A 25,632-nucleotide genomic window follows, 5' to 3' on the forward strand; every position below is an offset into this window, starting at 1 on the left:
TGCAGTAGAAGCCTTCGCTCGTCAGCCCGCGACGCACTTCGTCCCGCACCGGATCCGCAACATGCAGCCTCCGAGCACCATAGCGCGTGTGGGGCGCCGCCTTTGGAGGTGGCACCGTCGGCTTCGGTGGCGACCAACTGCAAAGCGGACTCGGATGGTGGGCAAAACAGGCCAAGAAAGGGTTGGCTGTTGTGGGAAGGAAAGCTGAGCATCCGGTAAGGAATGCTCTGATCCTTAGTGGCGTGCTCTTGAGCGCCACGGCCGCGGTGATCGTGCTCGGGCCTCAGGACCATGTGATGCAGGAGGTCGTTGCATTACTCGCAGGTCTGGCCGTGGGCGTGTGGTTGCTGCGTTTTTCGCCGCTCTGGCGATGGCTTGCCATGCTGGTTTTGGTGCTGGTCCTCGTCCTCTGTTTGGTGTTGGGCCCAGCCGGAATCGCGTGGTTCGGTGGGTTTATTTCGGGCACTCAGGCAGGACTGGCCTGGCAGCATGCAAGTAAGCGCCGTACGCCCGCTAAGCGGGCCCGGGAAACCGCAAATAAGGAACGCTGACGCCACCAACGAGGGTTCATGGGCGGTGTTGGTGCGGTCGGCATTGGCTAATTTCTTCAGAAGCCCAAAGGCATCGTCGTTCGGTCCGGAAGGCTGACTGGAAGCGAGGCTGAGGCAACACGCCTGACTGCACATTGGCTAATGGGCCGTGGTTCCTTGACCCGTATTTTTTGGCATTCGACGGGTCTCCTTGCTGTGGCATCACGATGCAAGATGTGGATGGCTATCGCTCTTGGTTTCGCAAATCTGCGCGTGTATCGTTGGCTATCGTTGTATATCGCTCACGGTTGTCCAGAGGAGAGCATGATGCGCAGTTCTTACCCGGCAGGCGGATTTCGCGGCAACAATGTCGACGGCATGTGGCAGGCCGTAGAGGAGTTGCGTTCGAGGTTCGAGAAGCGCTCGGGATCCCGGGCGGGGCGCGGCGAGGTGCGCTCGGCTGTGCTGGCACTGCTCGCCGAGCGGCCGATGCACGGCTATCAGATCATTCGTGAAATTGAGGAGCGCAGCGGCGGGACCTGGAAGCCCAGCGCTGGCTCCGTCTATCCAACCCTCCAACTGCTGGCCGACGAGGGCATTATCCGTGCTGAGGAATCCAACGGCCGCAAGATCTATTCCCTGACGGAGGCGGGCCGCGAGGAGGTAGCGGGTGCCGGCATGTCAGCGCCCTGGGAGTCGGGTCCAGCATCGGGCTCGGGGTTCGCGGCGCTGCCCAAGGCGGGCGTCGAGCTCGCACAAGCCGCCTCCCAGGTGGGACGCACCGGGACGCCGAAGCAGGTGCAGGAAGCCGTGGCGGTGCTCGATGACGCGCGCCGCCGGTTGTACGCGATCCTCGCCCAGGGCTGACGGGGGTGACGTCGGTTCGCCGGGACCGGGCAGCCACGGTCCCCGGCGCCGGGAACCACCGGGCCCGTTACCGCCGCATCCTACGTTTCGCCGCGTGGCATCTCGCGGTGACCTGGTGGTTCGAGCTGCTCCTCCCCCGCATCGGGCTGGTGAGGATTGCCGAGCGCACCAGGGCGAAGAGGATGCGGCGCTTCGCGCAGCGCTTCCATGCGCTGGCGGTGGACCTCGGCGGCCTCATGATCAAAGTCGGACAGTTCCTGTCCTCCCGGCTCGACGTGCTGCCGCCCGAGATCACCAAGGAACTCGAGGGGCTGCAGGACGAGGTGCCTCCGGTTTCGTTCTCCGCGATCCGAGCCCTCGCCGAAGCTGAGCTGGGCGCGCCGCTGGAGCGGTTGTTCGCCTCGATCGAGGAGACACCGATCGCGGCAGCGTCCCTCGGGCAGGCGCACCGGGCCAGGCTTCGCCCGGACGACGCCGCCGACACCGGTCTCGACCGTGTGGTTCTGAAAGTACAGCGGCCGGGCATCAACGACATTGTCGACGTCGACCTGGCGGCACTGCGCAAAGTGGGCGGCTGGCTCAGCCACGTACGCCTGGTGTCAGATCGTGCTGACATGCCCGCCCTGGTCGAGGAGTTTGCGCAGACCAGCCTTGAGGAAATCGACTACCTGAATGAGGGGGCGAACGCGGAGCGGTTCGGGGTCGATTTTGCCGATGACGCCCGGGTGGAGGTGCCCGGCGTCGTCTGGGAGCGAAGCACCCGCCGCGTGCTCACCCTCGAAGACGTGACAGCGATCAAAATCACGGACTCGGTGGCGCTGCTGGCTGCCGGTATCGATCCGGCGCAGGTCGCCCCGGTTTTTGCCTCCGTCATGTTCGACCAGATGTTCACCACCGGGTTTTTCCACGCCGATCCGCACCCGGGCAACATTTTTGTCACGCCGGCTACGGATCCATCCGCAGCGCACCCCTGGAAGCTGACCTTCATCGACTTCGGCATGATGGGCGAGATCCCGCCGAGCACACGCAGCGGTCTGCGGAAGCTGCTCATCGCGGCCGCTTCGCGTGACGGCAAGGGTCTGGTGGCCGCCATCCGGAACGTCGGTGTGCTGGTGCCTTCGGCGGACACTGTGGAGCTTGAGCGGGCAATGACGCACCTCTTCGCCCGATTTGGCGGGATGGGCTTCGCCGAGCTTCGCGAGGTCGACCCCAGGGAGTTCCGGGAGTTCGCGGTGGAGTTCGGTGACACTGTCCGGTCCTTGCCTTTCCAATTCCCGGAGAACTTCCTGCTCATCATCCGGGCCATGTCACTGACGTCGGGTGTGTGCAGCTCGCTGGACGCCCGGTTCAATCTGTGGGATTCGGTCGAACCCTATGCGGCGCAGCTGCTGCGCGACGAGCGCGGCAACATCGTGCAGGACGTTGCCCAGCAGGCGCTCGATGCCGCCGGGATGGCGCTGGGTCTGCCGAAACGTATGGATGGGCTGCTAACCCGATTCGAGGACGGTTCACTGTCGGTGGCAAATCCGCGCCTCGAGCGGCAGCTGGGACGGCTTGACCGCACGGCGCAGCGATCAGCATCGGCGCTGATCTTCGGCGCCCTGCTGGTTTCCGGCTCCGTGGTCCGCGCGGATGACATGGTGCTCGGCAATGTCCTGATGATCGCGTCAGTGCTTCCGCTGCTGCATGGGCTGTGGGTGGGGCGCAGCGGCCGCTGATCGAGCCGGTGACGGGGTTTTGCCGCACCCGGACACCATCGGGTTCCGCTGCCGGGGCGATATCATCAAGCCGTGAAGGAAGGCCAGCCTTTTCGTCCTGCGAACCCCACCGAAACCCGCGGCCCCGTCCCCAAAGGGCCCAACTCCACTTCCTGGAAGTCCTCGATCCTGAACTGGAGCGGCGCTCTCGCGGCGGCCGCCCTGATAGTGGTCCCGCTCTGGATGCTGCTCAGCAACCCGGCCGTCCTCGGCGGCCACCCCGCCCTGCCCGCTCTCCTGGTGGCCGCCGTCGCACTGGGGATTCTGTGGGCGCTGATTCTGGTCAGACGCTGGTTCTTCGGCGGCAAACAGCAGCGTAGCGGTGACATTTCCACCTGGCAGTTGGTCCGCGGGATCGCAGGCCGGCTCACGGTCCTCGGTTTCGTGGCGGCGCTGATGTGGCTCAGCCCGTTCCCCCACCAACCCGACCGGGAGAAGACGGCCCCGGCCAATGGGCCCACCGCGACCGCGCCAGCCGGGTCAAAGGCTGCAGAAGACGCCACTTCGATCACCCTTGCCCCGGCGGGCCAAGCCACCACGGGTCTCGTCTTCTACCCCGGTGCCAGGGTCGACGCGCACGCCTATCAGGACCTGCTGCAGCCGCTCGCGGACGCGGGTCATCTAGTCGTCATCCTGAAGCCACCCCTTGGCGTCTCCCTGCTGGACACCAACCAGGCCCGCGCAGCCATGGACCGGCATCCCGAAATCGCTTCCTGGGCCGTCGGTGGTCATTCGTTGGGCGGCGTGAGCGCATCATCGTTCGCGGCGGCGAATCACGACGTCTCCGGGCTGCTGCTCTTTGCTTCGTACCCCGCAGAGAACATGGCGGACGCGCAGGGCCTCTCGGTGCTCTCCATCTCCGGCACAAACGATGGCCTGAGCACCCCGGACAAGATCGCGGCGTCGAGGCCCCTGCTCCCGCCAACCACCACCTACGCAACGGTTGTGGGCGGCGTGCACGCGTTCTTCGGTGACTACGGTGGGCAGCCCGGGGACGGCGAGCCGGGCATCAGCCGCAACGAGGCGCAGCAGCAGATAGTTGCCGAGTCGCTCCGCTTCATGGACCGGCTCAAGGCTTCCGGCTAGGAAGCGAGCATCCCCAGCTCCACCGCTACGCACCGCCAACCGCTACCGGCCCGCGGCGTACCCCTGCGCACCGCGCGGATTTGCGGCAGCCTGCAGGACCCCGGTCTCAGGATCCCGCACGACGGCGGACAACCGCCCCAGCGCCCAGTCACCAGCCCGGCTGACCACATGCCCGCGGCGTTCCAGCCCCGCGATGACGTCCTCACCGAGCCGGTTCTCGACGACGGCGCCGCCGGGCTCCCAGGTGCGCGGCCAGAAGGACCCGGGCATCGACGTCGTATGGAACGTCGGTGCGTCGATGGCCTGCTGCGGCGAATACCCGCCCACGATGGTCCGCAGCAGGTACGGCAGCTGCCACTGGTCCTGCTGGTCGCCGCCGGGCGACCCCAGTGCGGTCACTGCGTGGCCGTCCCGCAGCACGAGCGTGGGCGTCAAGGTGGTACGCGGGCGTTTGCCGGGCGTCAGCGTGGACGGCGTCCCGGGCTCCAGCCAGGTCATCTGCAGCCGGGTGCCCAGGCAGAAGCCCAACTCCGGGATCGCCGGGGACGACTGCAGCCAGCCGCCGGACGGAGTGGCGGAGACCATATTGCCCCAGCGGTCCACGACGTCGATATGGCAGGTATCGCCGCGGGTCTCCCCCGCGGATGTCACGGTGGGCTCGCCGACGCCGAGTCCGGCCGCGGCGGCATGGCCCGCGAGCGCCCGCGGCGTGTAACTGGTGCGCAGTGGTGGCCTGTACGGCTCCCGCCCGGGCACGGTGCCAGGCCGGAAGTCGTGGGACGCCCGCTCCGTGATCAAGGCACGGCGGCCGGCGCAGTAGTCCTCCGAGAGCAGGTAATCGAGCGGCACGTCCGTGTCGCCGTAGTATGCCTCCCGGTCCGCGAGCGCGAGCTTCTGCGCCTCCAGGACGGTGTGCGCCCCCAGCTCGGTGGACGGATCAAGGAACCGGTCCTCGAAACCGGACAGGATGGCCAGGGTCTGCAGCAGCGCCGGCCCCTGGCCCCACGGCCCGGTCTTGGCAATCGTGTGGCCCCGGAACTCCACAGTGGCGGCCGCCTCATACCCGGCTTCGAATCCCGCGAGATCGTCCAAGGCGAGCACTCCGCGGTGATCCGTGCCCGAGGAATGCCGGCGCGGGGACTGAACCGACTCCACCATGGCGCGGGCCACGAACCCCTCCCGCCACTCGCGGCGGGCCGCATCAATTCCCGCCTCGCGGGTGAATTCCCTGACTCCGGCCTGCACGAGCCGTTCCAGGGTGCGGGCATAGGCCGGGTTCCACACCAGCTCGCCCTCAACCGGGACTCGGCCGCCCGGTATCCACAGCTCAGCCGACGTGGGCCAGTGCGCCTCGAACAGCGCGGACACGGCCGCGATGGTGGTTCCGACCCGGCCGAGCACCGGGTGGCCGTCCCGCGCGTAGCCGATCGCGAAGTCCAGGACCGCGTCCAGCTCCCACGTCCCGTGGTCACGCAGCAGCAGGAGCCAGGCGTCGACGGCGGCAGGCACCGCGGCGGCCAGGGCACCCGATCCCGGAACGAGGTCCAGGCCTTCGGCCACATAGTGCTCCACCGTGGCCCCGGCCGGCGCCGGGCCCTGCCCCATCAGGACTATGGGCTGCTCCGGCCGGTCCGCGGTGACGAAGATCCCGGTCATGTCTCCGCCGGGCCCGTTGAGGTGCGGCTCCACCACATGGAGCACGAACGCTCCCGCCACCGCGGCGTCGAAGGCGTTCCCACCGCGCTCCAACACGGACTGGGCCGCCGCCGTCGCAAGCCAATGCGTGGACGCGCTCATCCCAAACGTGCCCTGCAGCGTGGGGCGGGTGGTGAACGCCTCCGGGCGTGTGAACGGTGCGCTCACGGCGCGCGGACTATCACCGAAGACTTCTGTCACCACCGTGTCAGCCAAACAGGGCCGCCACGCGGGTGAGGGTCTCATAGACGCCATACGCGAGCGGCACGCCGACAAGCGCCCAGGCGATGACCAACCTCCCGGTGGACGGTGTGACGGAACTCTGTGCACTGCTCATTTCAGCCCTCCAAGGCAGGTTCTTCGGACCGGACGCGGCCAGGACGTGGTTCGTGGAATCGTGCGTCCACCGGCGTGACCAAGAGGTTCGCCACGAAACCGATCACCAGCAGCCCCACCATGGTCAGCAAGGCGGGCTGGTAGGACGCGGCGTTGAGCGCGCCGGGCTTGCCCTGCGCGTCCAGGAAAGCGTTGACGATCAGCGGCCCGGCGATACCCGCCGCGGACCAGGCCGTCAGGAGCCGGCCGTGGATGGCTCCGACCTGGAACGTGCCGAAGAGGTCGCGCAGGTAGGCGGGGGCCGTCGCGAACCCACCACCGTAGAAGGAGATGATGACGAACGCGAGGGCCACGTAGAGGACGGTGGACGTAGAGCCGGCCAGCGCCAGCACGGTGTAGAGCACGGCGCCGACGCCGAGGTAGACCATGTAGATGCGCTTGCGGCCGGTGACATCGGAGGTGGCGGACCAGGCAAAGCGGCCGGACATGTTGCCGATCGAGAGCAGCCCCACGAAGCCGGCGGCCACTGCGGCGCTGGCCAGGGACGTGCCGTCGGGCTGGCGGAAGAAGTCCTGGATCATCGGAGCGGCCTGCTCAAGGATGCCGATCCCTGCCGTGACATTGCAGAACAGGGCGATCCAGACGAGCCAGAACTGCCTGGTCTTGACCGCGTTCCTGGCGGAGACGTTGTCCGTGGTGACCAGCGAGGCGGCCTTGACCTTTGCGGGGTCGAAACCTGCCGGTTTCCATCCCTCGGACGGGACCTTGATGGTGAACGCGCCGAACATCATGTAGGCCAGATAGACGACGGCGAGGGTCAGGAAGAGCTTGCCCACCGACTCACCGCTGGCCACCCAGCCCTTGGCCCCGGAGTTGGGATCATACATTTTCAGCAGGGCCGTGGAGACCGGGCTGGCGATCAGGGCGCCGCCGCCGAACCCCATGATCGCCATGCCCGTGGCCAGTCCGGGCCGGTCCGGGAACCATTTGATCAGGGTGGAGACCGGGGAGATGTAACCGATCCCCAGTCCGATGCCGCCGACGACGCCGTAGCCGAGGTAGACGAGCCAGAGCTGGTGGCTGAAGATGCCCAGGGAGCCGATCAGGAAGCCGCTCGCCCAGAACGCGGCGGAGGTGAACATCGCCTTGCGGGGCCCGTTCCTGTCCACCCAGGTGCCCATGATGGCGGCCGAGAGGCCTAGCATCACGATCGCAACGGAGAAGATCACGCCGATCTCGGTCAGGCTCGCGCCGAAGTGCTTCACCAGCGCGGTCTTGTAAACGCTCGTCGCGTAGGCCTGGCCGATGCACAGGTGCACCGCGAGGGCTGCCGGGGGGACGAGCCACCGGTTAAATCCCGGCGGGGCGATGGTTCGTTCGCGGTCCAGCCAACCCATAAGTACTCCCCCTGCTCGTCAACGACATCGGTGTCCAGCACATTGCGGAAACGGCCCTCTGCCAGGGCCTCTGACCGAGCTTCCGGTAGAGGGCCGTTGCCTCCGGCAATCATGGTGCAGATCGTCAGCAAACGTACTAGTTATGCGCCAAGCGGTAGGGAATCCGCGACGAACGGTGGTGCGGCAGCCGCACCGGGCGCTACTTGCCCAGGCCGGCCTTCCGGAGCGCCTCGGCCATCGCGGTGTTGACCGGCGACGGCGTGGGGGCCGGCTTCTGCGGTTGCCTGCCCGGCGTCCGCCGGTCGGTTGCCGGTTTCCCGGACGGCTGCCTTCCGGACGGCTGGGTCGACGGCTGGGTCGACGGCGCTTGCGACGCCGGCTGCGACGTCGCCTGCCGCGGACGTTCCGGCCGCGAGTCCGCACGACCGCCAGCCGGGCGGTCTCCGGCAGTGCGGCCGCCCGCCGCACGGCCGCCGGAGGCCGGTTCGTCGTCGAGCCTGAGGGTGAGCGAGATGCGCTTCCGCTCCGGATCCGCCTCCAGCACCTTGACCCGGACCACCTGCCCGGACTTCACCACCTCACGGGGATCGGAGACAAAGCGGTTTGCCAGGGCCGACACGTGCACGAGCCCGTCCTGGTGCACCCCGACGTCGACGAACGCGCCGAACGCGGCCACGTTGGTCACCGTTCCCTCCAGTACCATGCCGGGCCTGAGGTCCGAGATCTTTTCGATGCCTTCAGAAAACGCTGCCGCCGCGAAGGCCGGACGCGGGTCACGGCCGGGCTTCTCAAGCTCGGCGATGATGTCCTGCACGGTGGGCAGGCCGAAGGAGCCGTCCACGAAGTCCTGCGGGTTCAGCGCCGCAAAGCTTCCCGCAGCGGGCGCTTTACCGGCGGCCGCCTTGATTTTCCGGGCCACGGGGTAGGCCTCCGGGTGCACGCTGGAGGCGTCCAGCGGCTCCGCTCCCCCGGTGATCCGCAGGAAGCCGGCGCACTGCTCAAACGCCTTGGCGCCCAGCCGCGGGACCTTCTTCAGCTCGCTGCGCTTGGCGAAGGGCCCGTGCTCGTTCCGGTACGCCACAATGTTCTCGCTCAGCAACGGCCCGACCCCTGCCACCCGGCTCAGCAGTGCGGGCGAGGCGGTGTTGACGTCCACGCCCACCGCGTTCACGCAGTCCTCGACCACCGCGTCCAGGCTGCGGTCCAGCTTCGCGGCCGTGACGTCGTGCTGGTACTGCCCGACGCCGATCGACTTCGGCTCAATCTTCACCAGCTCCGCGAGCGGGTCCTGCAGCCGCCGGGCGATCGAGACTGCCCCGCGCAGGGACACGTCCATGCCGGGCAGCTCCGCCGCGGCGAGCGCCGACGCCGAATACACCGACGCCCCGGCCTCGGACACCACAATTTTCTGCGGCTTGTCTGCCGACCCGGGCGCGAGCTGTTTCAGCAGTTCGGCGGCGAGCTTGTCCGTCTCCCTCGACGCGGTGCCGTTGCCGATCGCGACGAGTTCGACCCCGTGCTTCGTGGCGAGGCCCACGAGGGTCCGCAGCGCTTCGTCCCATTTCCGGGCCGGGGCGTGCGGGTAGACGGTGTCCGTTGCGACCACCTTGCCGGTTCCATCCACCACGGCGACCTTGACGCCGGTGCGCAGTCCCGGGTCCAGGCCCAGGGTGGCACGGTTCCCGGCCGGCGCGGCGAGCAGCACATCGCGCAGGTTCGCGGCGAACACACGCACGGCCTCGTCCTCGGCGGCGGCGAACATCCGGCTGCGCAGGTCTGCCGTTAGCCGCGCCAGGACGCGCGAGCGCCAGGCCAGCTGCGCGGTCTGCAGCAGCCAGGCATCGGCGGCCCGGCCGCGGTCGGCGACCCCGAGGAACCTGGCCACGGCCGCCTCGTACCGGCCGCGCGCGGCGGTGAGGGCGGCGTCGTCGTTCGGATCAGCCTCGGCGAGATCCAGCTCCAGCGCGCCGTCCTTTTCTCCGCGCAGCAGCGCCAGGACACGGTGCGAGGGCATCCCGGCCGGCTGCTGGGAGAACTCGAAGTAGTCCTTGAATTTCTGGCCCTCGGCTTCCTTGCCTTTCTTCACCCGGGACACCATCCGGCCCTGGGTCCACAGCCGTTCCCGGAGTGTGGCGGCCAGGTCGGCGTCCTGCGCAACGCGTTCCACCAGGATGGAGCGGGCACCGGCGAGCGCCGCGGCGGGGTCACCGATCGAGTGTTCGGCGTTGAGGTACTTGGCCGCCTCGCGCTCCGGGTCCAGTTCGGGGCGCTTGAGCAGGGCGTCGGCGAGCGGCTCCAGTCCGGCTTCGCGGGCGATCTGCGCCTTGGTGCGCCGCTTGGTTTTGAACGGGAGGTAGATGTCCTCCAGCCGCGACTTCGTGTCCGCGCCGACGACGGCGGCCTGCAGTTCCGGGGTCAACGCGCCTTGGGCGGCGATCGCCTCGAGGATACTCCGGCGTCGGTCCTCGAGCTCGCGCAGGTAGCGCAGCCGCTCCTCCAGCTCGCGGAGCTGGGTATCGTCCAGGGTGCCGGTCGCTTCCTTCCGGTAGCGGGCGATGAAGGGCACGGTGGACCCGGCGTCGAGCAGATCCACGGCCGCCTTGACCTGCCACGGCAGGACGCCAAGCTCGCCGGCGATCTGGGCGGCGATCCCGGACTCCTGGGAATGCGGCGTGCCGGTCTGTGGCGAGCCGGCCTTCGCGGACGGGCCGGAGGCGGGCGAGGCGGGGTTGACGGGGCGCTGCGGGTGTTGGGTCACCAAACCATTTTGCCCTACCCCGGTCAGCGGCCGGGCTCGCCTGAAGGCGGAAGGGGCTCCTGCACGTCCTGAACAACCTCGTTGCGGCGCAGGAACCACGGCTTGAACGGCGGATCAAAACGGGCGAATCGTGGCGGCCCAACACCCTTCAGCCCGGCCAGCCTGAGTGCCTCTTGGAGGCCTTCGTTTCGCCGTAGAAAGGCCGCCTCCGACCCGCTGCCCGAGAACCGAAGAGCGGCTGCCAAAGAACCCGGCAGGGTCCGGACTCTGACGTCGGGGTTGGCCGGGACCGGCGCCGTCTCCGCTGTCACCCCGGCGGGGAGCACGAAGGCGACGATGAAATCAGCGGGCTCTGCGCTTCCCGGGAGCGGTCCGCTTTGCAGTACCGGAGCGGTCATCCCCAGCTTTTGCGACGACCCAGGTTCCTGGATCACCGGGGCCGTCATTGCCAGCTTCCGTTGCGCTGTGTTGCTGCCGCTGATGTAGTTGAACAGGTGCCGGAAGGCGGCATTCCCGGCGCGGTCGAAGGTCGCATTGACCTCTATTTCCGCCACAGCGTACGCCGGATAGCGGCGCAGCTCGAAGTGCGCGTAGCGCTGGACCAGCTCATACGGTTGTTGTTCCGTCATAATCCTCAGACCCTACGCCGGTCCTACGACAGGAACCAGAGGCCCTTGCCTGGTTCCTATCCCATGTTTAAGTGTCAGAGGGCTTTGATAGCTTGAATAGCGGAGGGCACCAACAACGGGGCACCAACAACGGGGCACCAACAACGGGGGCACAGTGTTTTTTCTTGAACCTGAGGTACCGGGCTCATTACCGGACCTGATCTACTCCGCCAGCGACCTCGTGGTGGCAGCGAGTTGCGAGTATCAGCTGCTGCGGAAACTCGACGAGAAGCTGGGCCGGTCCCCCCGAGCTACGTTCGAAGACGACGAGATGCTCAAGCATGCAGCGGTGTTGGGTGACCTCCACGAGCGCAAGGTCCTCGGCGGTTTCGTTGCGGAGTTTGGCGACTGGGATCCGGCCACCGGGCACGGCGTGTACGACGTCGTCCCGGCCGAGGCCATGGACCGCGCCACGCTGGCGGTCAAGCACGCCGAGTCCATTGGGGCGCTGCGCGCGGGAGCCGACGTCGTCTTCCAGGCCGCCTTCTTCGACGGCCAGTTCCACGGCCGCTCCGACTTCCTCGTGCGGCAGTCCGACGGCAGCTACGCCGTGTTCGACACTAAGCTCGCCCGCCACGCAAAGGTGACGGCCCTGCTCCAGCTGGCCGCCTACGGCGACCAGCTGCTGAAGGCCGGGATCCCGGTGGACCCGGCAGTGACCCTCGTCCTTGGCTCGACAGTGCAGCTGCCCGGCGGCGGATTCGACTACGTGCGAAGCCACCACAAACTCTCCGAAATCCTGCCGGTTTTCCGAGAGCGCCGCGAGCGTTTCCTCGCGCTGACCGCCGCGCACATCGCACAGCCGGGACCAGTGGAGTGGGGCGCGCCCGGGCTGACCGCCTGTGGCCGCTGCGATTACTGCCAGGAGCAAGTCAAAGCCACCGACGATCTCCTCCTCGTGGCCCGGATGAACTCCGTGCAGCGCAAGAACCTCCACGAACGTGGGATTAGTTCAGTCACTGACCTGGCGCAAGCGACCCTCACCAAGCCCACACCTACGCTCCTGCGCCTGCAGGAACAGGCGCGGATGCAGAGCGGCGTTGGCCCTGCCGACGGAGAAGTCTGCTACCGCAAGGACGGCGAAGAGCACACCATCCGCTACGGCGTCCTGCCCGGGAACACCCTGGCCGAGCTGCCCCCACCGAGCCGGGGCGATATTTTCTTCGACTTCGAAGGCGATCCGCTGTGGCAGGACCGCGCCACGGGAGTGTGGGGGCTCGAGTACCTGTTCGGCGTGATCGAGGCGCCCACCGAGCCCGGGACTCCGGGGATTTTCCGGCCATTCTGGGCCCACAGCCGGGAGGCGGAGAAGCAGGCGTTCCTCGATTTCCTTGACTATGTCGAGAAACGCCGGCGGGACCACCCGGACATGCACGTCTACCACTACGCACCGTATGAAAAAACGGCGCTTCGAAAACTCTCGGTGATGCACGTTGCCGGGGAGGACATCGTGGACGAGTGGCTCCGCGAAGGCCTGCTGGTGGACCTGTACCAAACGGTCCGGAACAGCATCAGGATCTCCGAAAACTCTTACAGCATCAAGAAGCTCGAACCGCTCTACATGGGGGCGAACCTTCGAACTGGCGAAGTGAAGGACGCCGGCGCCTCCGTGATTGCCTATGCACGGTTCTGCGACGCGAGGGACAATGAGCGGCCCGACGAAGCGGCCACAATCCTCGCCGGGATCTCCGACTACAACGAATACGACTGCCTCTCCACGCTGGAGCTCCGGAACTGGCTGCTCGGGCTGGCCAAGGAACGCCGGCTGGAGCCACACGGCGCGGAGCCGGGCGCGGCGTCCCGCTCGGAGGACGGCCCCGACGACGGCTCGGCACGGGCCGATGCGGCGCTTGCCCCGGCTGAGCTGGCACTGATGGAATTTGCTGAGCCGGGCAGCGGCTTGTCCGAGGACGACCGTAAGGCCGTGGCCATGCTGGCCGCGGCCGTGAGCTATCACCGCCGGGAGCGCAAGTCGTTCTGGTGGGCGCACTTCGATCGGTGTGAGCACGGTCCGGACACGCACGAACGGGACCGGAACGTTTTCCTCGTCGAATCCGCGGAAATCCTCGACGACTGGCAACAGACGGGGACCAAACTTCCGGAACGGCGGGTCAAGCTGTCCGGCTCCGTGAGTCCAGGGTCGGACCTCCGCGAGGGCAGCAAGTGGTTCCGCATGTACGAACTGCCTCTTCCCGCCGGGCTGGAAGGTACCGGCAAGAACGGAACCGGACGGAGCGGATGGTTCGGCACGGAGGTCCTGGAGTTGGGCCATGAGGACGGCAAGGACACCGTCATCATCCGGGACCGGCTGCACCGGAAGATACAGCCCTACAATGACCTCCCCATCGCGCTGACGGAAGACCAACCCCTCGCCACCAAGAGCCTCGAGCAAGCACTGGCAGCCCTCGCTGACACGGTGGTCGCCGGCCTGGGGTCCGGCTCCCTCCCCCGCCATCCTGCGCTTGACCTCGTCCGGCGTCAGCCACCGAGGCTGGCCGCCGGAGCTTCACTGCCGCAGCCTGGCGCCGGACCGGACCGCTTCATTGAAGCCATCACGGCGGCCGTGCTGGCCCTTGACCACTCCTACCTGGCAGTGCAGGGTCCGCCCGGAACGGGCAAGACCCATGTGGGGTCCCACGTCATCGCCCGGCTCGTGGCCCGCGGCTGGAAAGTCGGCGTCGTCGGCCAGTCGCACGCGGTGGTGGAGAACCTGCTGAAGACCGCTGTCACGAAGGCTGGGGTCGACCCGGCGCTGGTGGCCAAAGACGTGAAGCACAACAACGCCCTGCCGTGGGCCCGGCGCACCGGCAAGGACGTTGCGGAGCTGCTGGGTGCGCCTGGAGGCGCCCTCGTCGGTGGCACGGCGTGGACCATGACCGGCGCCACCGTCCCGGCCGGCTCCCTGGACCTCCTGGTGATCGACGAGGCCGGCCAGTTCTCGCTGGCCAACACCCTTGCCGTGGCGCAGGCCAGCAGCCGACTGCTCTTGCTCGGCGACCCGCAGCAGCTGCCGCAGGTCAGCCAGGGCAGGCACCCGGAGCCGGTCGACGAGTCGGCCCTGGGCTGGATTTCCGCAGGCCACGCCACGCTGCCGCCCGAGCTTGGCTACTTCCTGGCCGACTCGTGGCGGATGACCTCCGAGCTGTGCCTGGCCGTCTCGGAGTTGTCCTACGAGGGCCGGTTGCGTTCCGCCCCATCCGCGGATCTGCGCCGTCTGGAGGGTGTGCCCGCGGGGATTGAGACGGTGATGGTGCCACACAGCGGGAACACGACGTCGTCGGCCGAGGAGGCTGCCGAGGTCGTCGGGCAGGTGCGCCGCCATCTGGGCCTTTCCTGGCACACCGCAGACGGAGCCCGGCCATTGGAAGCGTCCGACATTCTGGTGGTGGCCGCCTACAACGCCCAGGTCAATGTCATCCGCGATTCCTTGGACGCCGCGAATCTCGCCGGCGTGCGGGTGGGGACCGTGGATAAGTTCCAGGGCCAGGAGGCCGCGGTCGTGATTGTGTCCATGGCATGTTCTGCGGTGGCCGAGGCTCCGCGGGGCATGGAATTCCTGCTCTCGCGGAACCGGATCAATGTGGCGGTGTCCCGCGGCCAATGGCGTGCCGTGATCGTCCGCGCGCCCGAACTGACCAACTACCTCCCCACGCATCCGGAGGGCATGGAACAGCTGGGCGGCTTCATCGGCCTGTGCCAGAGGTCGGTCAGCGCGTAGCTGTCCTAGCCGCACTCTCCGACGAGGGACATGCTCATTCTTCGGTTGCCCGCACCCTCCGACGAGGGACATGCCCATTCTTCCCCTCCACCAACGGACATCTAGGCATCATGCCCGTCGCACGCGGTCAGAGCCGGACATGTCCACTCTTCGGCATCCACCCCACGGGACATGCCCATTCTTCGCCAGCCCAGGGGACATGCCCATTCTTCGCCAGCCATCCCAGGGGACATGCTCATTCTTCCCCTCCACCAAGGGACATCTAGGCATCATGCCCGTCGCCCGCGGTCAGGCCCGGACATGTCCACTCTTCGCCACCCACCCCACGGAACATGCCCATTCCCCGGCGGCCACCCCTAGGGGACATGCTCATTCTTGGCCTCGACCAAGGGAGATCTAGGCATCATGCCCGTCGCCCGCGGTCAGGGCTGGACATGTCCCACGGTGGCGGGGTCGGTCGCGAGGAGGCCTTCGGCCAGCACGAGCGCCTCATCGAGCACCGTGCCGAAATTCACCGGGTCGTGTGCAAACCGGCCCAGGAACAGGCCCGAGAGACCCTCAAGCGTGGGCAGCAGACCCGGTTTGGCCGATCCGCCGTAAATGACCGGCAACCCTGGCACGCCGGCGGCGGTGAGCTGGTCCCGGAGCCGGCTGACGACGTCGGACACGTAGGCGGCGGCGGCCGGCTCGGTCGCGCCGATGGCCCAGACCGGTTCGTACGCCACCACCAGGCGGCCGGCGAGGTCCCAGTCGCCGTCGACGGCCGACTCGATCTGGCGGAACACAAAGTCCGCCGCAGCCGCCGGCTGCCCGCCGTCGCGCTCCCCCACGCACAGCAGCGCGGCGAGCCCGGCGTCGTCCGCGGCCCGGACCTTGCGGGTGATCATGGCGTCGTCCTCGTTGAAGTGCCGCCGGCGTTCGGCATGGCCGATCTCCACGAGCCGGACGCCGAGTTCCGCGAGCATGGACGGGGCCACTTCCCCGGTCCAGGGCCCGTCCGCCCAGCCGCAGTTCTGCGCACCAAGGAGCAGCGGCGAACCCGCCAGGAGCCGGGCCGCCGCGGGCAGGACGGGGAAGGACGGGATGACAAACGGGACAACCCGCCCGGCCGCGAGGGCCGGGCGGGTGTCCACTTCGTGCTGCAGCCGCTCGAGCCAGTCCAGGCTGTCCCGGTAGCCGAGGTACATCTTGGTGCTGACCCCCACCAGGATGCGGGTGTTGGAGGTCTGGCTGCCGGGGCTCTGCTGCATGTGTTGGTGCTTTCTGCTGGATCCAGTGGATGGGTGCTGGACGTCGCGCTGGAAGTGAGGCCGGGGGCCTTTACTGTTCTAGCAGCTCGTCGGCCTTGTTCTTGAAGCGGCGGGTCGCGAACATCATGGCCGCTGCCAGGAACGGGAGCACGCCGAGGGCGTAGACGCCCATTGTCCCGGTGTCCGAGGCGGTGATCTGGTTGACCGAGGTGCGCAGGATCGGCGCGACGAAGCCGCCGAGGTTACCGAGCGAGTTGATCAGGCCGATCCCCGCGGCCGCGGCGGTTCCGGTGAGGAACGCCGTCGGGTAGGACCACGCGATGGGGCCGATGGAGAGGAACGAGCACACGGCGAGGGTGATGAAGATGATGCCGAGCGCCGGAATGTGGTTGGCGCCGGCCCACGCAGAGCCGAAGATGCAGAGTCCGGTGGAGATGAATAGGCCGGTGCCCCAGACCCGGCGGCGGATCACCGTGTTCGCTGCCTTGCCGATGAAGTAGCAGGCGAAGATGCCGAAGAACCACGGGATGGCTGCCATCAGGCCGACGGCGATGCCCACCTTCTGGCCGGTCAGCTGGGCGACCTGCTGCGGCAGGTAGAAGGTGACGCCGTAGACGGCGATCTGCAGGCAGAAGTAGATGACGGTGAAGTACCAGACCTTGCCGTTCTTCATGGCGGCCAGGACGCCGTGCGGCCCGGACTCTTCCTTGACGGTGTCCTCGAGCGCCATGACCTCCAGGAGCGCGTTCTTCTCGTCCTTGTCCAGGAACTTGGCGTCCTGCGGGCTGTTGATCAGGAAGAAGTAGGCGGCGATGCCGGCAACGACGGCCAACATGCCTTCGACGAAGAACATGACCTGCCAGCCCTGGACGCCGGGGACCTGATCGCCGATGTTGATCAGCCAGCCGGAGAGCGGCGCGCCCAGCATCTGGGAGAACGGCTGGGCCAGGTAGAAGATGGCGAACATCTTGACGCGGACCTTGTTGGGGAACCATGCGGCCAGGAACATGATGACGCCGGGGAACAGCCCGGCCTCGGTGACGCCCAGCAGGAAGCGCAGGATGATGAAGGACGTCTCGCCCTGGACGAACGCGAAGCAGGCCGAGACGATGCCCCAAGTGATGGCGATCCGGGCCAGCCACACCTTGGCGCCGAATTTGGTCAGGAGCAGATTGCTCGGGATTTCGAACAGTGCGTAACCGATGAAGAAAATCCCGGCACCCAGGGCGAATGCGCCGGCACTAATGCCCTTGTCCACGCCCAGCGCCGCCTCGGAAAAGCCCACGTTGGTGCGGTCCAGGAAGGCCACCACGTACAGGATGACCAGCATGGGCATGAGCCGCCGGGAGGCCTTGGAGATGGCCGATTTAAGGACCGGTGTCTCCAGTAGGTCCCGAGTGGACGTTGTTGTTACGGTCATCAAAAAAACTCCTCGTCGAGCAATCAGTGGTGTAACTCAGTGGGGTGAATCAGTTGCGTGGAGAGCGCCGGATCGGGCCCAGCCACGCCGGATCCGGCCCGGCCAAGGCAGGCCGGGCCGGATCCGGCCGGAGAAACTATCGCGAAAAAACCATCATCAGGACGCCGGCCGCGCAGGCCAGGATTCCGACGGCGAGGTAGATCTTGCGTCCCTTGCTCCAGGCTGCGAATCCGGGCGCGGGGGTTTGGCTGTGTTGTGCCACGAGGCTTCTTCCTTAGTGCATGTAGAGTCCGCCATCCACATTCAGCGTCTGGCCGGAGATGTAGCCGGCGTCCTCGCTGATGAGGAAGGCGATGGCTGCTGCGATGTCCCGGGTGGTACCGACCCGGTTGACCACGAGGTCTTTGGTGAGTTCGTCCTTGCGTTCCTCGCTGAGGGTGCCGCCCATGATGTCGGTGTCGATGGGCCCGGGTGAGATGGCGTTGACCGTGATGTCGTATTCGCCCAGTTCACGGGCCGTGGCCCGGGTCAGGCCGATCACGCCGGCTTTCGCCACGGAGTACGGCGTCTTGGAGAAGGTGCCGCCGCCACGCTGCGCGGAGACCGAGGAGATGTTCACGATGCGCCCGATCCTGTTCTTCACCATGGATTCTGCGACGCGGCGGGTGGCGTAGTGGACGCCGTTGAGGTTGATGTTCAGCACCCGGTCCCATTCGGCGGCGTCGAGTTCCAGGTAGGGCACCGGAGAGCTGACCCCGGCCACGTTGGCGAGCGCAACGATCTGCGGCAGTTCCGCCTCGATGGCGTCGATTGCCGCGCGGACCGAGCCTTCGTCGGAAACGTTGGCGCCGGCGCCGAAGGCCTTGACGCCGTGCTCGGCTGCCAGTTCCTTGGCCGCCGCCTTGCAGAGGGCGTCATCGAGGTCGATGATGCCTATGCTCCAGCCCTGTGCGGCCAGGTAGCTGGCGGTGGCGCGGCCGATGCCGCGCTCGGACACGGCGCCGGTGATGATGGCGGTGCGTTCTGTGGGGAAAGTGCTCATGGGAAGGCTCCTGAAGTGAAAGAGGAAGATGCGGAATCAGCTGATGGGGGCGGGGCCGAGCTCGTCGATGAGCTTCTGCATGGCCACGTACGCCTTGTTCCGGTAGGCGATCAGTTCCGGCGTGCGCTCCGCCGGGACGTTGAGGAAGCCAGCTCCGGTCTTGGTGCCCAGCTTTCCGGCCTCCACCAGGTCGGTGAGGATCTTCGGCGTCGCGAACCGTTCCGGGAAATCGGTCTGGAGGGACTTGTAGCAGAAGTTGTAGACGTCCAGCCCGGCCATGTCGGCAATGGCGAAGGGCCCGAAGAACGGCAGCCGGAAGCCGAAGGTGGTGCGGACCAGGGTGTCGACGTCCTCCGCGGTCGCGATCTCCTGCTCCACCAGCTGGGCGGCCTCGTGGAACAGCGCGTACTGGAGCCGGTTGAGCACGAAGCCGGTGACGTCCTTGACGACGGCGGTCTGCTTGTTGGCCGCGTGCACGAGGTCGCGGACGGCGCCGACCGTGGCGGCCGAGGTGCCGGCATGGGGGATGATTTCAACGCCCGGGATGAACGGGGACGGGTTGGAGAAGTGCACGCCCAGGAAGCGCTCCGGGTTGGTGACCGGCTCGGACAGGTCCGCGATGGAGATCGTGGACGTGTTGGACCCGATGATGGCGTCCGGGCGGGCGGCCGCGCTGATGCGGGCGAGGGTCTGGTGCTTGATCTCGATGACCTCGGGGACGGCTTCTTCGATGAAGTCGGCGTCCGCCACGGCCTCCTCGATGTCCTTGGCGGGCCAGAGGTTTTCCTTCAGGATTGCGGTGGCGCCTTCCGGGAACAGCCCGGCGGCAACGAATTCGTCGGATTCGGCCAGGAGCCGCTCGTAATTCTTCTGGGCCACTTCCGCGGACACATCCGCGAGCGCCACCCGGGCGCCACCGAGTGCCAGGACCTGCGCGATCCCGCCGCCCATGTAGCCGGAGCCGACGACGGCGATCTTGCGGGCGGCGTTGATGGCGGCTGCGGTTGCTGTTGATTCGGTCATATTCAGACTGCCTTCGTGTATTCGGGTTCGTACGAGCAGATGGCGTCCACCTTCGCGGCGGAGGAGGAGTTTTCGTCGAAGCGGTGGCTCAGCCATTCACCCACGAGCTTCTTGGCCAGTTCCAGCCCGATGACGCGCTGCCCCAGCGTGAGCACCTGGGCGTTGTTGCTCAGGACGGACCGCTCCACCGAGTAGCTGTCGTGGGCCGTGACGGCGCGGATGCCGGGGACCTTGTTGGCCGCGATCGCCACGCCCAGGCCGGTGCCGCAGATCAGCAGCGCCCGGTCGGCGTCGCCGTCGGCGATCTTGCGGGCCGCGTCGACGGCGACGTGCGGATAAGCGGTGGAGTCGTTGGCGCCGACTCCCACGTCCTGCACGGACGCCACACGGGGGTCGGCTTCGAGGAGCGCCTTCAGCGCGTTCTTGTATTCGACGCCGGCCTCATCGTTGCCGATGACCACGCGCCAGCCTGTTGCTGTGCTCATGCTTGTGCTCCTTGTTCCGCCGGCTCGGGGGTGCCGGGCCGGGATCCTGTGTCTGCGGTGTCGGTGTGGGTGGATATCCGGGTCGCGATGAGGGCGAAGGACACCGCTCCGGGGTCGGGGTGGCCGAGGCTCTTCTCGGCGAGCGGGCGGGCCCTGCCTTTGAGCGGACGCAGCCCGGCGGTCCGCTCTGCGGCGGCTGTGGCGGCGGCCGCCGCCGCGGCGAGGGAACCGGCCACTGGTGTGCCGGCGTCGAACGCGGTGAGGAAAGCGTCCTGGAACGGCAAGAGGGCGTCCACCATGGTCTTGTCCCCCGGCTCGGCCTTGCCGAGCGCGGTGATGGCATCCACGAAGGCCGTGACCGCGGCGGCCGCGTCCTCGCCGCTGTAGCTGTCCTGGTTGCCCAGGGCCTGTCCGGCGGCGATGATCGCCGAGCCCCAGAGCGCACCCGAGGTCCCGCCGGCGCGTTCGCTCCAGGCCTCCCCCGCAGCGGTCAGGACCCGCGACGGCGAGGCGCCGCCGTCGTTCGCGGCAGCCTGTTCGGCCGCGGTGACTGCCGCGTCCACGCCGCGGCGCATGCCGATCCCGTGGTCGCCGTCGCCGGCGACGGCGTCCAGGTGGCCCAGTTCTTCCTCATGCTCGACCACCACGTCCCGCGCCTGGCCGAGGAAGTCGGCGGCCAGCCGGCCGAGGGCTGCCGCCGCGGCGGTGGGCCGTTCGACGTCGGCGGTCTCTTCGGCGTCCGGACCCGCGAGTTCGCGGCGGGCACGGGGTGCCAGGTTTCCCTTGCGGAACGCCGGGGTGTCGGCCGGGGCGGCCCAGTACTGCTCGAGTTCCTCGTCCAGCCACAGCAGGGTCAGGGACAGCCCGGACATGTCCAGGCTCGTGACGAGCTCGCCGCATTCGGGTTCGACGACGGTGAGCCCGGCGGCGGTGAGGAGCTTCTCGATCTTGCCGAACAGCAGGAAGAGTTCGTCGTACTTGACCGTGCCGAGGCCGTTGACGATTGCGACCACGCGGGTGCCGGCGTCGTCCGGTTTGTCGGCCAGGAGCCGGCTGACCAGGAGTTCGGCCAGTTCGGAGGCGGTGGGCATGGGGTGGTCGGAGATGCCCGGTTCGCCGTGGATGCCCAGGCCCAGGGACATGTGCCCCGCGGGGACAGAGAACAGCGGGGCCTCCGCGCCGGGCAGCGTGCAGCCGTCGAAGGCCACGCCGAGGGACCGGGTGCGGTAGTTGGTCCGGATGGCCAGCCGTTCGACGTCGTCCAGGCTCAGTCCCGCCTCTGCGGCAGCGCCGGCGATCTTGAAGACCGTCAGGTCCCCGGCGATGCCGCGGCGCTTCTCGATCTGCTCCAGCGGGGCGCTGGCGATGTCGTCGGTGACCAGGACGGTGCGGGTTTCGATGCCTTCGGCGTTGAGGCGCAGCTGGGCCTGGCCGAAGTGCAGGACGTCGCCGGCATAGTTGCCGTAGCTCAGCAGCACGCCGCCGCCGGCGTTGGCGGCCTTGGCCACGCGGTAGACCTGGCCGGCCGCGGGCGAGGCGAACATGTTGCCGCAGGCCGAGGCGGTGGCCAGGCCGGGCCCGACGAGGCCGGCGAAGGCCGGGTAGTGCCCGGAGCCGCCGCCGACCACCAGGGCCACCTGCCCGGAGGGGACTTCGGTGGAGCGGACGACGCCGCCGTCGACTCGGGCCACGTAGCCGCGGTTGGCCGCAACGAAGCCGTCCAGTGCCTCATCCGCGAAATCAGCGGGATTGTCGAAGATCTGGGTCATGGTTCCTCATTGAATCCGTGTTGGAGAACTAATGCTGTGGGTTGAGGTGGGTGGTGCGGCCGCCCCCCAAGTGGCTTGACGGCCGCACCACGCGCCGGTGTCGGCGCCCGGTCAGGCGCTGAGTTCAGAAGCTGGCTTCAGGCGCCCGTTCAGGCGCTGGCGAGTGCCGTGGCTGCCGGCAACTGCCGGCCCTGGGCCACCTGGCTCGCGCCGAGGGCGTAGCCGTCGGTCTTCGGCAGGACCTGGCGGCGGAGGTAGTCCTGGTTGCTGGCCGTGACGCTGAGGCCGTCGCCGCCGTAGTGCTCGGTGCACAGGATGCCTTGGAAGCCGACGGAGAGCGCGGTCTTGAACGCCTCGCGGTAGTTGATGAGGCCGCTTTCCATCGGGGCCGGCATCGCCACGTAGGTGTCCCGGGCGACGTCCTCGTCGCGGATGTAGTTCTTCATGTGCCAGTAGTTGGAGTACGGGAGGGTCTTGGCGACCATCTCGCGCCAGTCCTCGATCGGGCGGTGCAGCCGGATGAGGTTGCCGATGTCGGGGTTGATGCCGACGTTGGCCAGGCCGATGTCCTGGACCAGCTGAACGGAAGAATCAGCGGTGCCGAGGTAGGTGTCCTCGTACATTTCAAGCGAGAGCAGGACGCCGACCTCGGCCGCGTGCTGGCCAAGGTCGCGCAGGCGGCTCACAGCTTTGCCCCACGTTTCCTTGTCCCCTACCGGGTCCTTGTACCCTTCGACGGTCCAGAACCAGAGCTGCTTCTGCTGCTCGGCGGTGATGGCCTGGTGCAGTCCGAACGAGACGACCTCGCAGCCCAGCTCGGCGGCGGCGTCGATGGTGCGGTGGCTGTACGCCAGGTTCGCTTCCCAGTTGCCTTCCTCGATCACGCTGCGGCGGATGGCCGAGATGACGGGGATGCCGATGCCGACGTTGTCCGCGGTCTGCTTGAACTCGGCGAGCCGCGCCGAGCTCAGGTCACCGGGGCGGACCCAGCTGTCCGTGAGGTCGGCATTGGCAAAGCCGGCGTCCTTGACCTCGGTGAGGACCTCGGCCCAGGCGGAGGCGTCGGCGTCGTTGATGTGGTTGCCCTGCGCGTCGGTCCCCGGGAACTGCAGGAGCGCTGCGGTGATGGGCCAGTTTTCGGCTGTATAGGCCATGGGTTCACTCCTTCGTGGAATCCTGTTTCCTATAGGATTTACTATCTAGAGGGATGTTGTCAAGGTCACACCCCCGGGTTACGAGCGTTTCGCGGCGAAGGCCGCTGTCGCGAAGACCTCCGGATTCAGGACGTTGGCAGGGCGCTCCCCTGCCGCGACCGCCAGGATCGAGCCAATGGCGCTGGCCGCGACGTCCCGCGTGAAGTCCTCGGTCCAGCACAGGGAATGCGGGGAAAGCACCACGTTGTCCAAGGTCAGGAGCTCGTCGTCGGGAAGCAGGGGTTCCGGCTCAAAGACGTCCAGGCCGGCGCCGGCGATCCGGGCCTCCCGCAGGGCGTCCCGGAGGGCATCCGTGTCCACGAGCTTTCCGCGGCCGATATTGATCAGGTAGGCGCTTGGCTTCATCCGCGCCAACGCGGCCGCGCCGATCAGTTTTTCGGTCGCCGGTGTCAGCGCGGCGCAGAGCACAACGTAATCCGAGCGCTCCAGGAGCTCATTCAGGCCCAGCAGTTCGACGCCGAGTCCGGCGGCCTCCGCGTGGCGGCCGCTGCGGTTGTTGCCCACGACTTTCACCCCGAGCGGGGCCAGGAGGCGGGCGAGCTCAGCGCCCACACTGCCGAAGCCCACGATGCCGACCGTCTGGCCCACCAGCGGCGCGCCGCGGTAGTGCTCGCGCTGCGCCCAGTCAGAGGTCCGGGTCAGCCTGTCCTTGGCCAGGAGCTTGTGGGAGAGCGCCAGGAGCAGCGTCAGTCCCGCCACCGCCAACGGCCGCCGGATGGCATCCGGGGTGTTGGTGACAACGATGCCGGCGCGGGTGCAGGCGTCCAAGTCGATGGTTTCGTAGCCGGCCCCGAACCGGGCAATCAGCCTCAGGTCCGGGGCGTGGTCCACGGTGCGTGAATCGAAGGCGATGTGCCCCAGGGACAGCACGGCCTGGACCCCGGCGAGGTCGGCCAGCGGAACCGGGTCTGTGTAACTGGGCAGGACGCTCCAGCTGATGCCATGTTCGCTGAGCCGCTGCAGCCCCAGATCCCCGTGAATGGAGCTTCCGTCCGGCCGCGCGGCGTCGGCCGTGACGGCCACGGTGAACGGCGAGCGGGCGGCGCCCGCGGTGGTGGTTCCCGCCGCCGGGGCGGCCGCCGTGGTGGCGACCGCCGTCGTCGTCAATGCATTTGTTGCTGTGCTCATGCGTCGGTTCGGCTTTCTGTCTGCGCTGCTGCGGTCTTGTCCTTGATGGGTTCGCGGACCAGCACGGTGTACGCCACTGCGGCCAGGGCGGCGATGACGCCGCCGATCACGAACGACGGCGCGTAGGAGCCGGTGGCATCGGCGATCACACCGGTCAGCAGCGGGGCAAAGGCGCCGCCGAAGTAGCCGCCGAAGTTCTGGATGGCACCGACGGAGGCAACCTGTGAGTTGTCCACGATGTCGCCGGGCATGGCCCACGCGGCCGCCTGCATGGTGGCGACGAAGCCCAGTGCCACGGTCATGACAGCGATGGCGAGCGGGAGGGAATCTACGAACGGGATGAGGCAGATCAAGATGCCGGCGGCAACCGCTGCAATGGACATCACGTGGCGCTTGGCCAGCAGCGGATCGCGGCCGGCCTTCTTCGAGTAGCGCGTCATGACCCAGCCGCCGGTGATGCCGAGGATGGCTGCGCCGAGGTACGGGACAGCCGCAAGCCAGCCGGAGCTGGCGATGCTGGCACCGCGTTCTTCCTGCAGGTAGAGCGGCAGGAAGACGATGAAGATGTTCCAGATCCAAATGACGCAGAAGAATCCGGCCATCATGCCCCAGATCTGGCGGTGCTTAAAGAGTCCGAGCCACGAAACCTTCTTGGCAGTCAGGAGCTGGGTGGTGCGCTGGCTTTCGATGTAATCCAGTTCCTTCGCGCTGATGCGCTTGTGCTCTTCGGGAGCGCGGTAGTAAAGGAAGAAGGCCAATGCCAGCACGATGCCTGCGGCGCCGAGGAAGAGGAAGATGGCCTGCCAGCCGAACGCGAGCATGATGGCGGTCAGGACGGGCGGCGCGATGGCGGGTCCCCACTTGGAACCGCTGTCCCAGATGGCGGTGGCCTGTCCGCGCTCGGCCCGGGGGAACCAGTCGGCGGTGAGCTTTGCCGACGCCGGCCCGTTGGGGGCCTCGGTGATGCCGAGCAGGAAGCGGAACGTGACGAACTGCCACATCTTGGTGCCGACGGCCATCAGCGCGGTCGCGATGCTCCAGCCCGCGATTGCGAGGAAGTACATCCGTCGGGCGCCCAGCTTGTCCACGAGCCAGCCAGCGGGCAGCTGGGCAAAAGCGTAGGTCCAGGAGAACACGGTGCCCAGGAGGCCAATGTCCGTCCGGGTCATGCCGAAGTCTTTGATCAGTTGCGGCGCGGCGATGGAGATCGCACTGCGGTCCATGTAGTTGATGATGCCGGCGGCCAGCGCCCAGCCGAGAATCCACCACCGCAGATTCTTGATGGTGCGGCGTGTTGCGGACTCCTTGGGCCCTGCGGCCAAAGTTTCTGTTTGCACTCTTCACTCCCTTGTGACTCCCCATGCCGGCACCGTAGCCGTCACAATCGAAGATCCTATAGGGTCTTCGATCAGCTGTGAAGGGGGTCACAAAAAAGAGGGCGCAGAAGCGGGTACGGCGCACTGTTACGCGGTGTTGGACCCGCGCGCGT

At 67.6% G+C, this 25,632-nt stretch carries 20 protein-coding genes; 5 read left to right on the forward strand and 15 right to left on the reverse strand.

Annotated elements, in window-relative coordinates:
• Positions 1–86 precede the first annotated feature (86 nt).
• The 4 genes from ARTB_RS16675 (at position 87) to ARTB_RS16690 (ending at position 4,240) form a co-directional block, all read left to right on the forward strand.
• Positions 87–551 carry a hypothetical protein gene (locus ARTB_RS16675; RefSeq protein ID WP_243181545.1) on the forward strand — a complete coding sequence of 155 codons (465 nt, stop codon included), beginning with the start codon at positions 87–89 and terminating at the stop codon, positions 549–551.
• Positions 552–857: 306 nt separating this feature from the next.
• A complete protein-coding gene (locus ARTB_RS16680) occupies positions 858–1,397 on the forward strand; it encodes a PadR family transcriptional regulator (protein ID WP_243181635.1) in 540 nt (179 codons plus the stop codon).
• Positions 1,398–1,402: 5 nt separating this feature from the next.
• Complete coding sequence (locus ARTB_RS16685) at positions 1,403–3,115, forward strand: ABC1 kinase family protein (RefSeq protein WP_243181546.1); 1,713 nt, start codon at positions 1,403–1,405, stop codon at positions 3,113–3,115.
• Positions 3,116–3,187: 72 nt separating this feature from the next.
• Positions 3,188–4,240 (forward strand): alpha/beta hydrolase, encoded by a 1,053-nt coding sequence (locus tag ARTB_RS16690; RefSeq protein WP_243181547.1) that lies wholly within the window; start codon positions 3,188–3,190, stop codon positions 4,238–4,240.
• A gap of 42 nt (positions 4,241–4,282) precedes the next feature.
• Here ARTB_RS16690 and ARTB_RS16695 read toward each other — a convergent pair whose 3' ends face one another.
• The 5 genes from ARTB_RS16695 to ARTB_RS16710 form a co-directional block, all read right to left on the reverse strand.
• Positions 4,283–6,037, reverse strand: coding sequence for a gamma-glutamyltransferase family protein (locus tag ARTB_RS16695; protein WP_243181636.1), 1,755 nt, complete (start codon positions 6,035–6,037; stop codon positions 4,283–4,285).
• Between the two features lie 106 nt (positions 6,038–6,143).
• Entirely contained in the window at positions 6,144–6,272 is a 129-nt protein-coding gene (locus ARTB_RS21640) for an MFS transporter small subunit (protein WP_275450873.1), read from the reverse strand.
• A 1-nt stretch (position 6,273) separates the two neighbouring features.
• Positions 6,274–7,668, reverse strand: coding sequence for an OFA family MFS transporter (locus ARTB_RS16700; RefSeq protein WP_243181548.1), 1,395 nt, complete (start codon positions 7,666–7,668; stop codon positions 6,274–6,276).
• A gap of 199 nt (positions 7,669–7,867) precedes the next feature.
• Positions 7,868–10,426, reverse strand: coding sequence for a Tex-like N-terminal domain-containing protein (locus tag ARTB_RS16705; RefSeq protein ID WP_439954143.1), 2,559 nt, complete (start codon positions 10,424–10,426; stop codon positions 7,868–7,870).
• A gap of 23 nt (positions 10,427–10,449) precedes the next feature.
• Entirely contained in the window at positions 10,450–11,055 is a 606-nt protein-coding gene (locus ARTB_RS16710; protein ID WP_243181549.1) for an SOUL family heme-binding protein, read from the reverse strand.
• Between the two features lie 154 nt (positions 11,056–11,209).
• On the opposite strand from ARTB_RS16710, the gene ARTB_RS16715 reads away from it, so the two are divergent.
• Positions 11,210–14,812: a TM0106 family RecB-like putative nuclease gene (locus ARTB_RS16715; RefSeq protein ID WP_243181550.1), complete on the forward strand. Its 3,603-nt coding sequence runs from the start codon at positions 11,210–11,212 to the stop codon at positions 14,810–14,812.
• Positions 14,813–15,234: 422 nt separating this feature from the next.
• On the opposite strand, the gene ARTB_RS16720 is transcribed toward ARTB_RS16715, so the two are convergent.
• From ARTB_RS16720 to ARTB_RS16760, 10 genes are all read right to left on the reverse strand, one after another.
• Positions 15,235–16,062, reverse strand: a complete 828-nt coding sequence (locus ARTB_RS16720; RefSeq protein WP_243181551.1) for a triose-phosphate isomerase family protein — start codon at positions 16,060–16,062, stop codon at positions 15,235–15,237.
• A gap of 70 nt (positions 16,063–16,132) precedes the next feature.
• Positions 16,133–17,482, reverse strand: coding sequence for an MFS transporter (locus ARTB_RS16725; RefSeq protein WP_028275652.1), 1,350 nt, complete (start codon positions 17,480–17,482; stop codon positions 16,133–16,135).
• Between the two features lie 136 nt (positions 17,483–17,618).
• Entirely contained in the window at positions 17,619–17,744 is a 126-nt protein-coding gene (locus tag ARTB_RS21645) for a hypothetical protein (protein ID WP_279294359.1), read from the reverse strand.
• A gap of 12 nt (positions 17,745–17,756) precedes the next feature.
• On the reverse strand, positions 17,757–18,524 hold the full coding sequence (locus ARTB_RS16730) for an SDR family NAD(P)-dependent oxidoreductase (RefSeq protein WP_243181552.1): 768 nt from the start codon (positions 18,522–18,524) through the stop codon (positions 17,757–17,759).
• Positions 18,525–18,560: 36 nt separating this feature from the next.
• Positions 18,561–19,547, reverse strand: coding sequence for a 3-hydroxyacyl-CoA dehydrogenase family protein (locus ARTB_RS16735; protein WP_243181553.1), 987 nt, complete (start codon positions 19,545–19,547; stop codon positions 18,561–18,563).
• A gap of 2 nt (positions 19,548–19,549) precedes the next feature.
• A complete protein-coding gene (locus tag ARTB_RS16740; protein ID WP_018775886.1) occupies positions 19,550–20,032 on the reverse strand; it encodes a ribose-5-phosphate isomerase in 483 nt (160 codons plus the stop codon).
• Complete coding sequence (dhaL, locus tag ARTB_RS16745) at positions 20,029–21,801, reverse strand: dihydroxyacetone kinase subunit DhaL (RefSeq protein WP_243181554.1); 1,773 nt, start codon at positions 21,799–21,801, stop codon at positions 20,029–20,031. The genes ARTB_RS16740 and dhaL overlap by 4 nt, the downstream gene beginning before the upstream one ends.
• A gap of 149 nt (positions 21,802–21,950) precedes the next feature.
• Positions 21,951–22,955 (reverse strand): sugar phosphate isomerase/epimerase family protein, encoded by a 1,005-nt coding sequence (locus ARTB_RS16750; protein ID WP_028275649.1) that lies wholly within the window; start codon positions 22,953–22,955, stop codon positions 21,951–21,953.
• Positions 22,956–23,033: 78 nt separating this feature from the next.
• Entirely contained in the window at positions 23,034–24,143 is a 1,110-nt protein-coding gene (locus ARTB_RS16755; protein WP_243181555.1) for a 2-hydroxyacid dehydrogenase, read from the reverse strand.
• On the reverse strand, positions 24,140–25,480 hold the full coding sequence (locus ARTB_RS16760) for an MFS transporter (RefSeq protein WP_243181556.1): 1,341 nt from the start codon (positions 25,478–25,480) through the stop codon (positions 24,140–24,142). The genes ARTB_RS16755 and ARTB_RS16760 overlap by 4 nt, the downstream gene beginning before the upstream one ends.
• Positions 25,481–25,632: the final 152 nt, after the last annotated feature.

Source organism: Arthrobacter humicola (genome assembly GCF_022803015.1).
In the GTDB taxonomy this organism is placed as follows: Bacteria; Actinomycetota; Actinomycetes; order Actinomycetales; family Micrococcaceae; genus Arthrobacter; species Arthrobacter humicola_A.

Bases quoted from the DNA above. Each gene is read 5' to 3' on its own strand.
- ARTB_RS16695 (WP_243181636.1), bottom strand. From the start codon at position 6,037: ATGAGCGCGTCCACGCATTGGCTTGCGACGGCGGCGGCCCAGTCCGTG.
- ARTB_RS16735 (WP_243181553.1), bottom strand. From the start codon at position 19,547: ATGACCGAATCAACAGCAACCGCAGCCGCCATCAACGCCGCCCGCAAG.
- ARTB_RS16720 (WP_243181551.1), bottom strand. From the start codon at position 16,062: ATGCAGCAGAGCCCCGGCAGCCAGACCTCCAACACCCGCATCCTGGTG.
- ARTB_RS16730 (WP_243181552.1), bottom strand. From the start codon at position 18,524: ATGAGCACTTTCCCCACAGAACGCACCGCCATCATCACCGGCGCCGTG.
- dhaL (WP_243181554.1), bottom strand. From the start codon at position 21,801: ATGACCCAGATCTTCGACAATCCCGCTGATTTCGCGGATGAGGCACTG.
- ARTB_RS16700 (WP_243181548.1), bottom strand. From the start codon at position 7,668: ATGGGTTGGCTGGACCGCGAACGAACCATCGCCCCGCCGGGATTTAAC.
- ARTB_RS16740 (WP_018775886.1), bottom strand. From the start codon at position 20,032: ATGAGCACAGCAACAGGCTGGCGCGTGGTCATCGGCAACGATGAGGCC.
- ARTB_RS16710 (WP_243181549.1), bottom strand. From the start codon at position 11,055: ATGACGGAACAACAACCGTATGAGCTGGTCCAGCGCTACGCGCACTTC.
- ARTB_RS16750 (WP_028275649.1), bottom strand. From the start codon at position 22,955: ATGGCCTATACAGCCGAAAACTGGCCCATCACCGCAGCGCTCCTGCAG.
- ARTB_RS21640 (WP_275450873.1), bottom strand. From the start codon at position 6,272: ATGAGCAGTGCACAGAGTTCCGTCACACCGTCCACCGGGAGGTTGGTC.
- ARTB_RS16755 (WP_243181555.1), bottom strand. From the start codon at position 24,143: ATGAGCACAGCAACAAATGCATTGACGACGACGGCGGTCGCCACCACG.
- ARTB_RS16725 (WP_028275652.1), bottom strand. From the start codon at position 17,482: ATGACCGTAACAACAACGTCCACTCGGGACCTACTGGAGACACCGGTC.
- ARTB_RS16680 (WP_243181635.1), top strand. From the start codon at position 858: ATGCGCAGTTCTTACCCGGCAGGCGGATTTCGCGGCAACAATGTCGAC.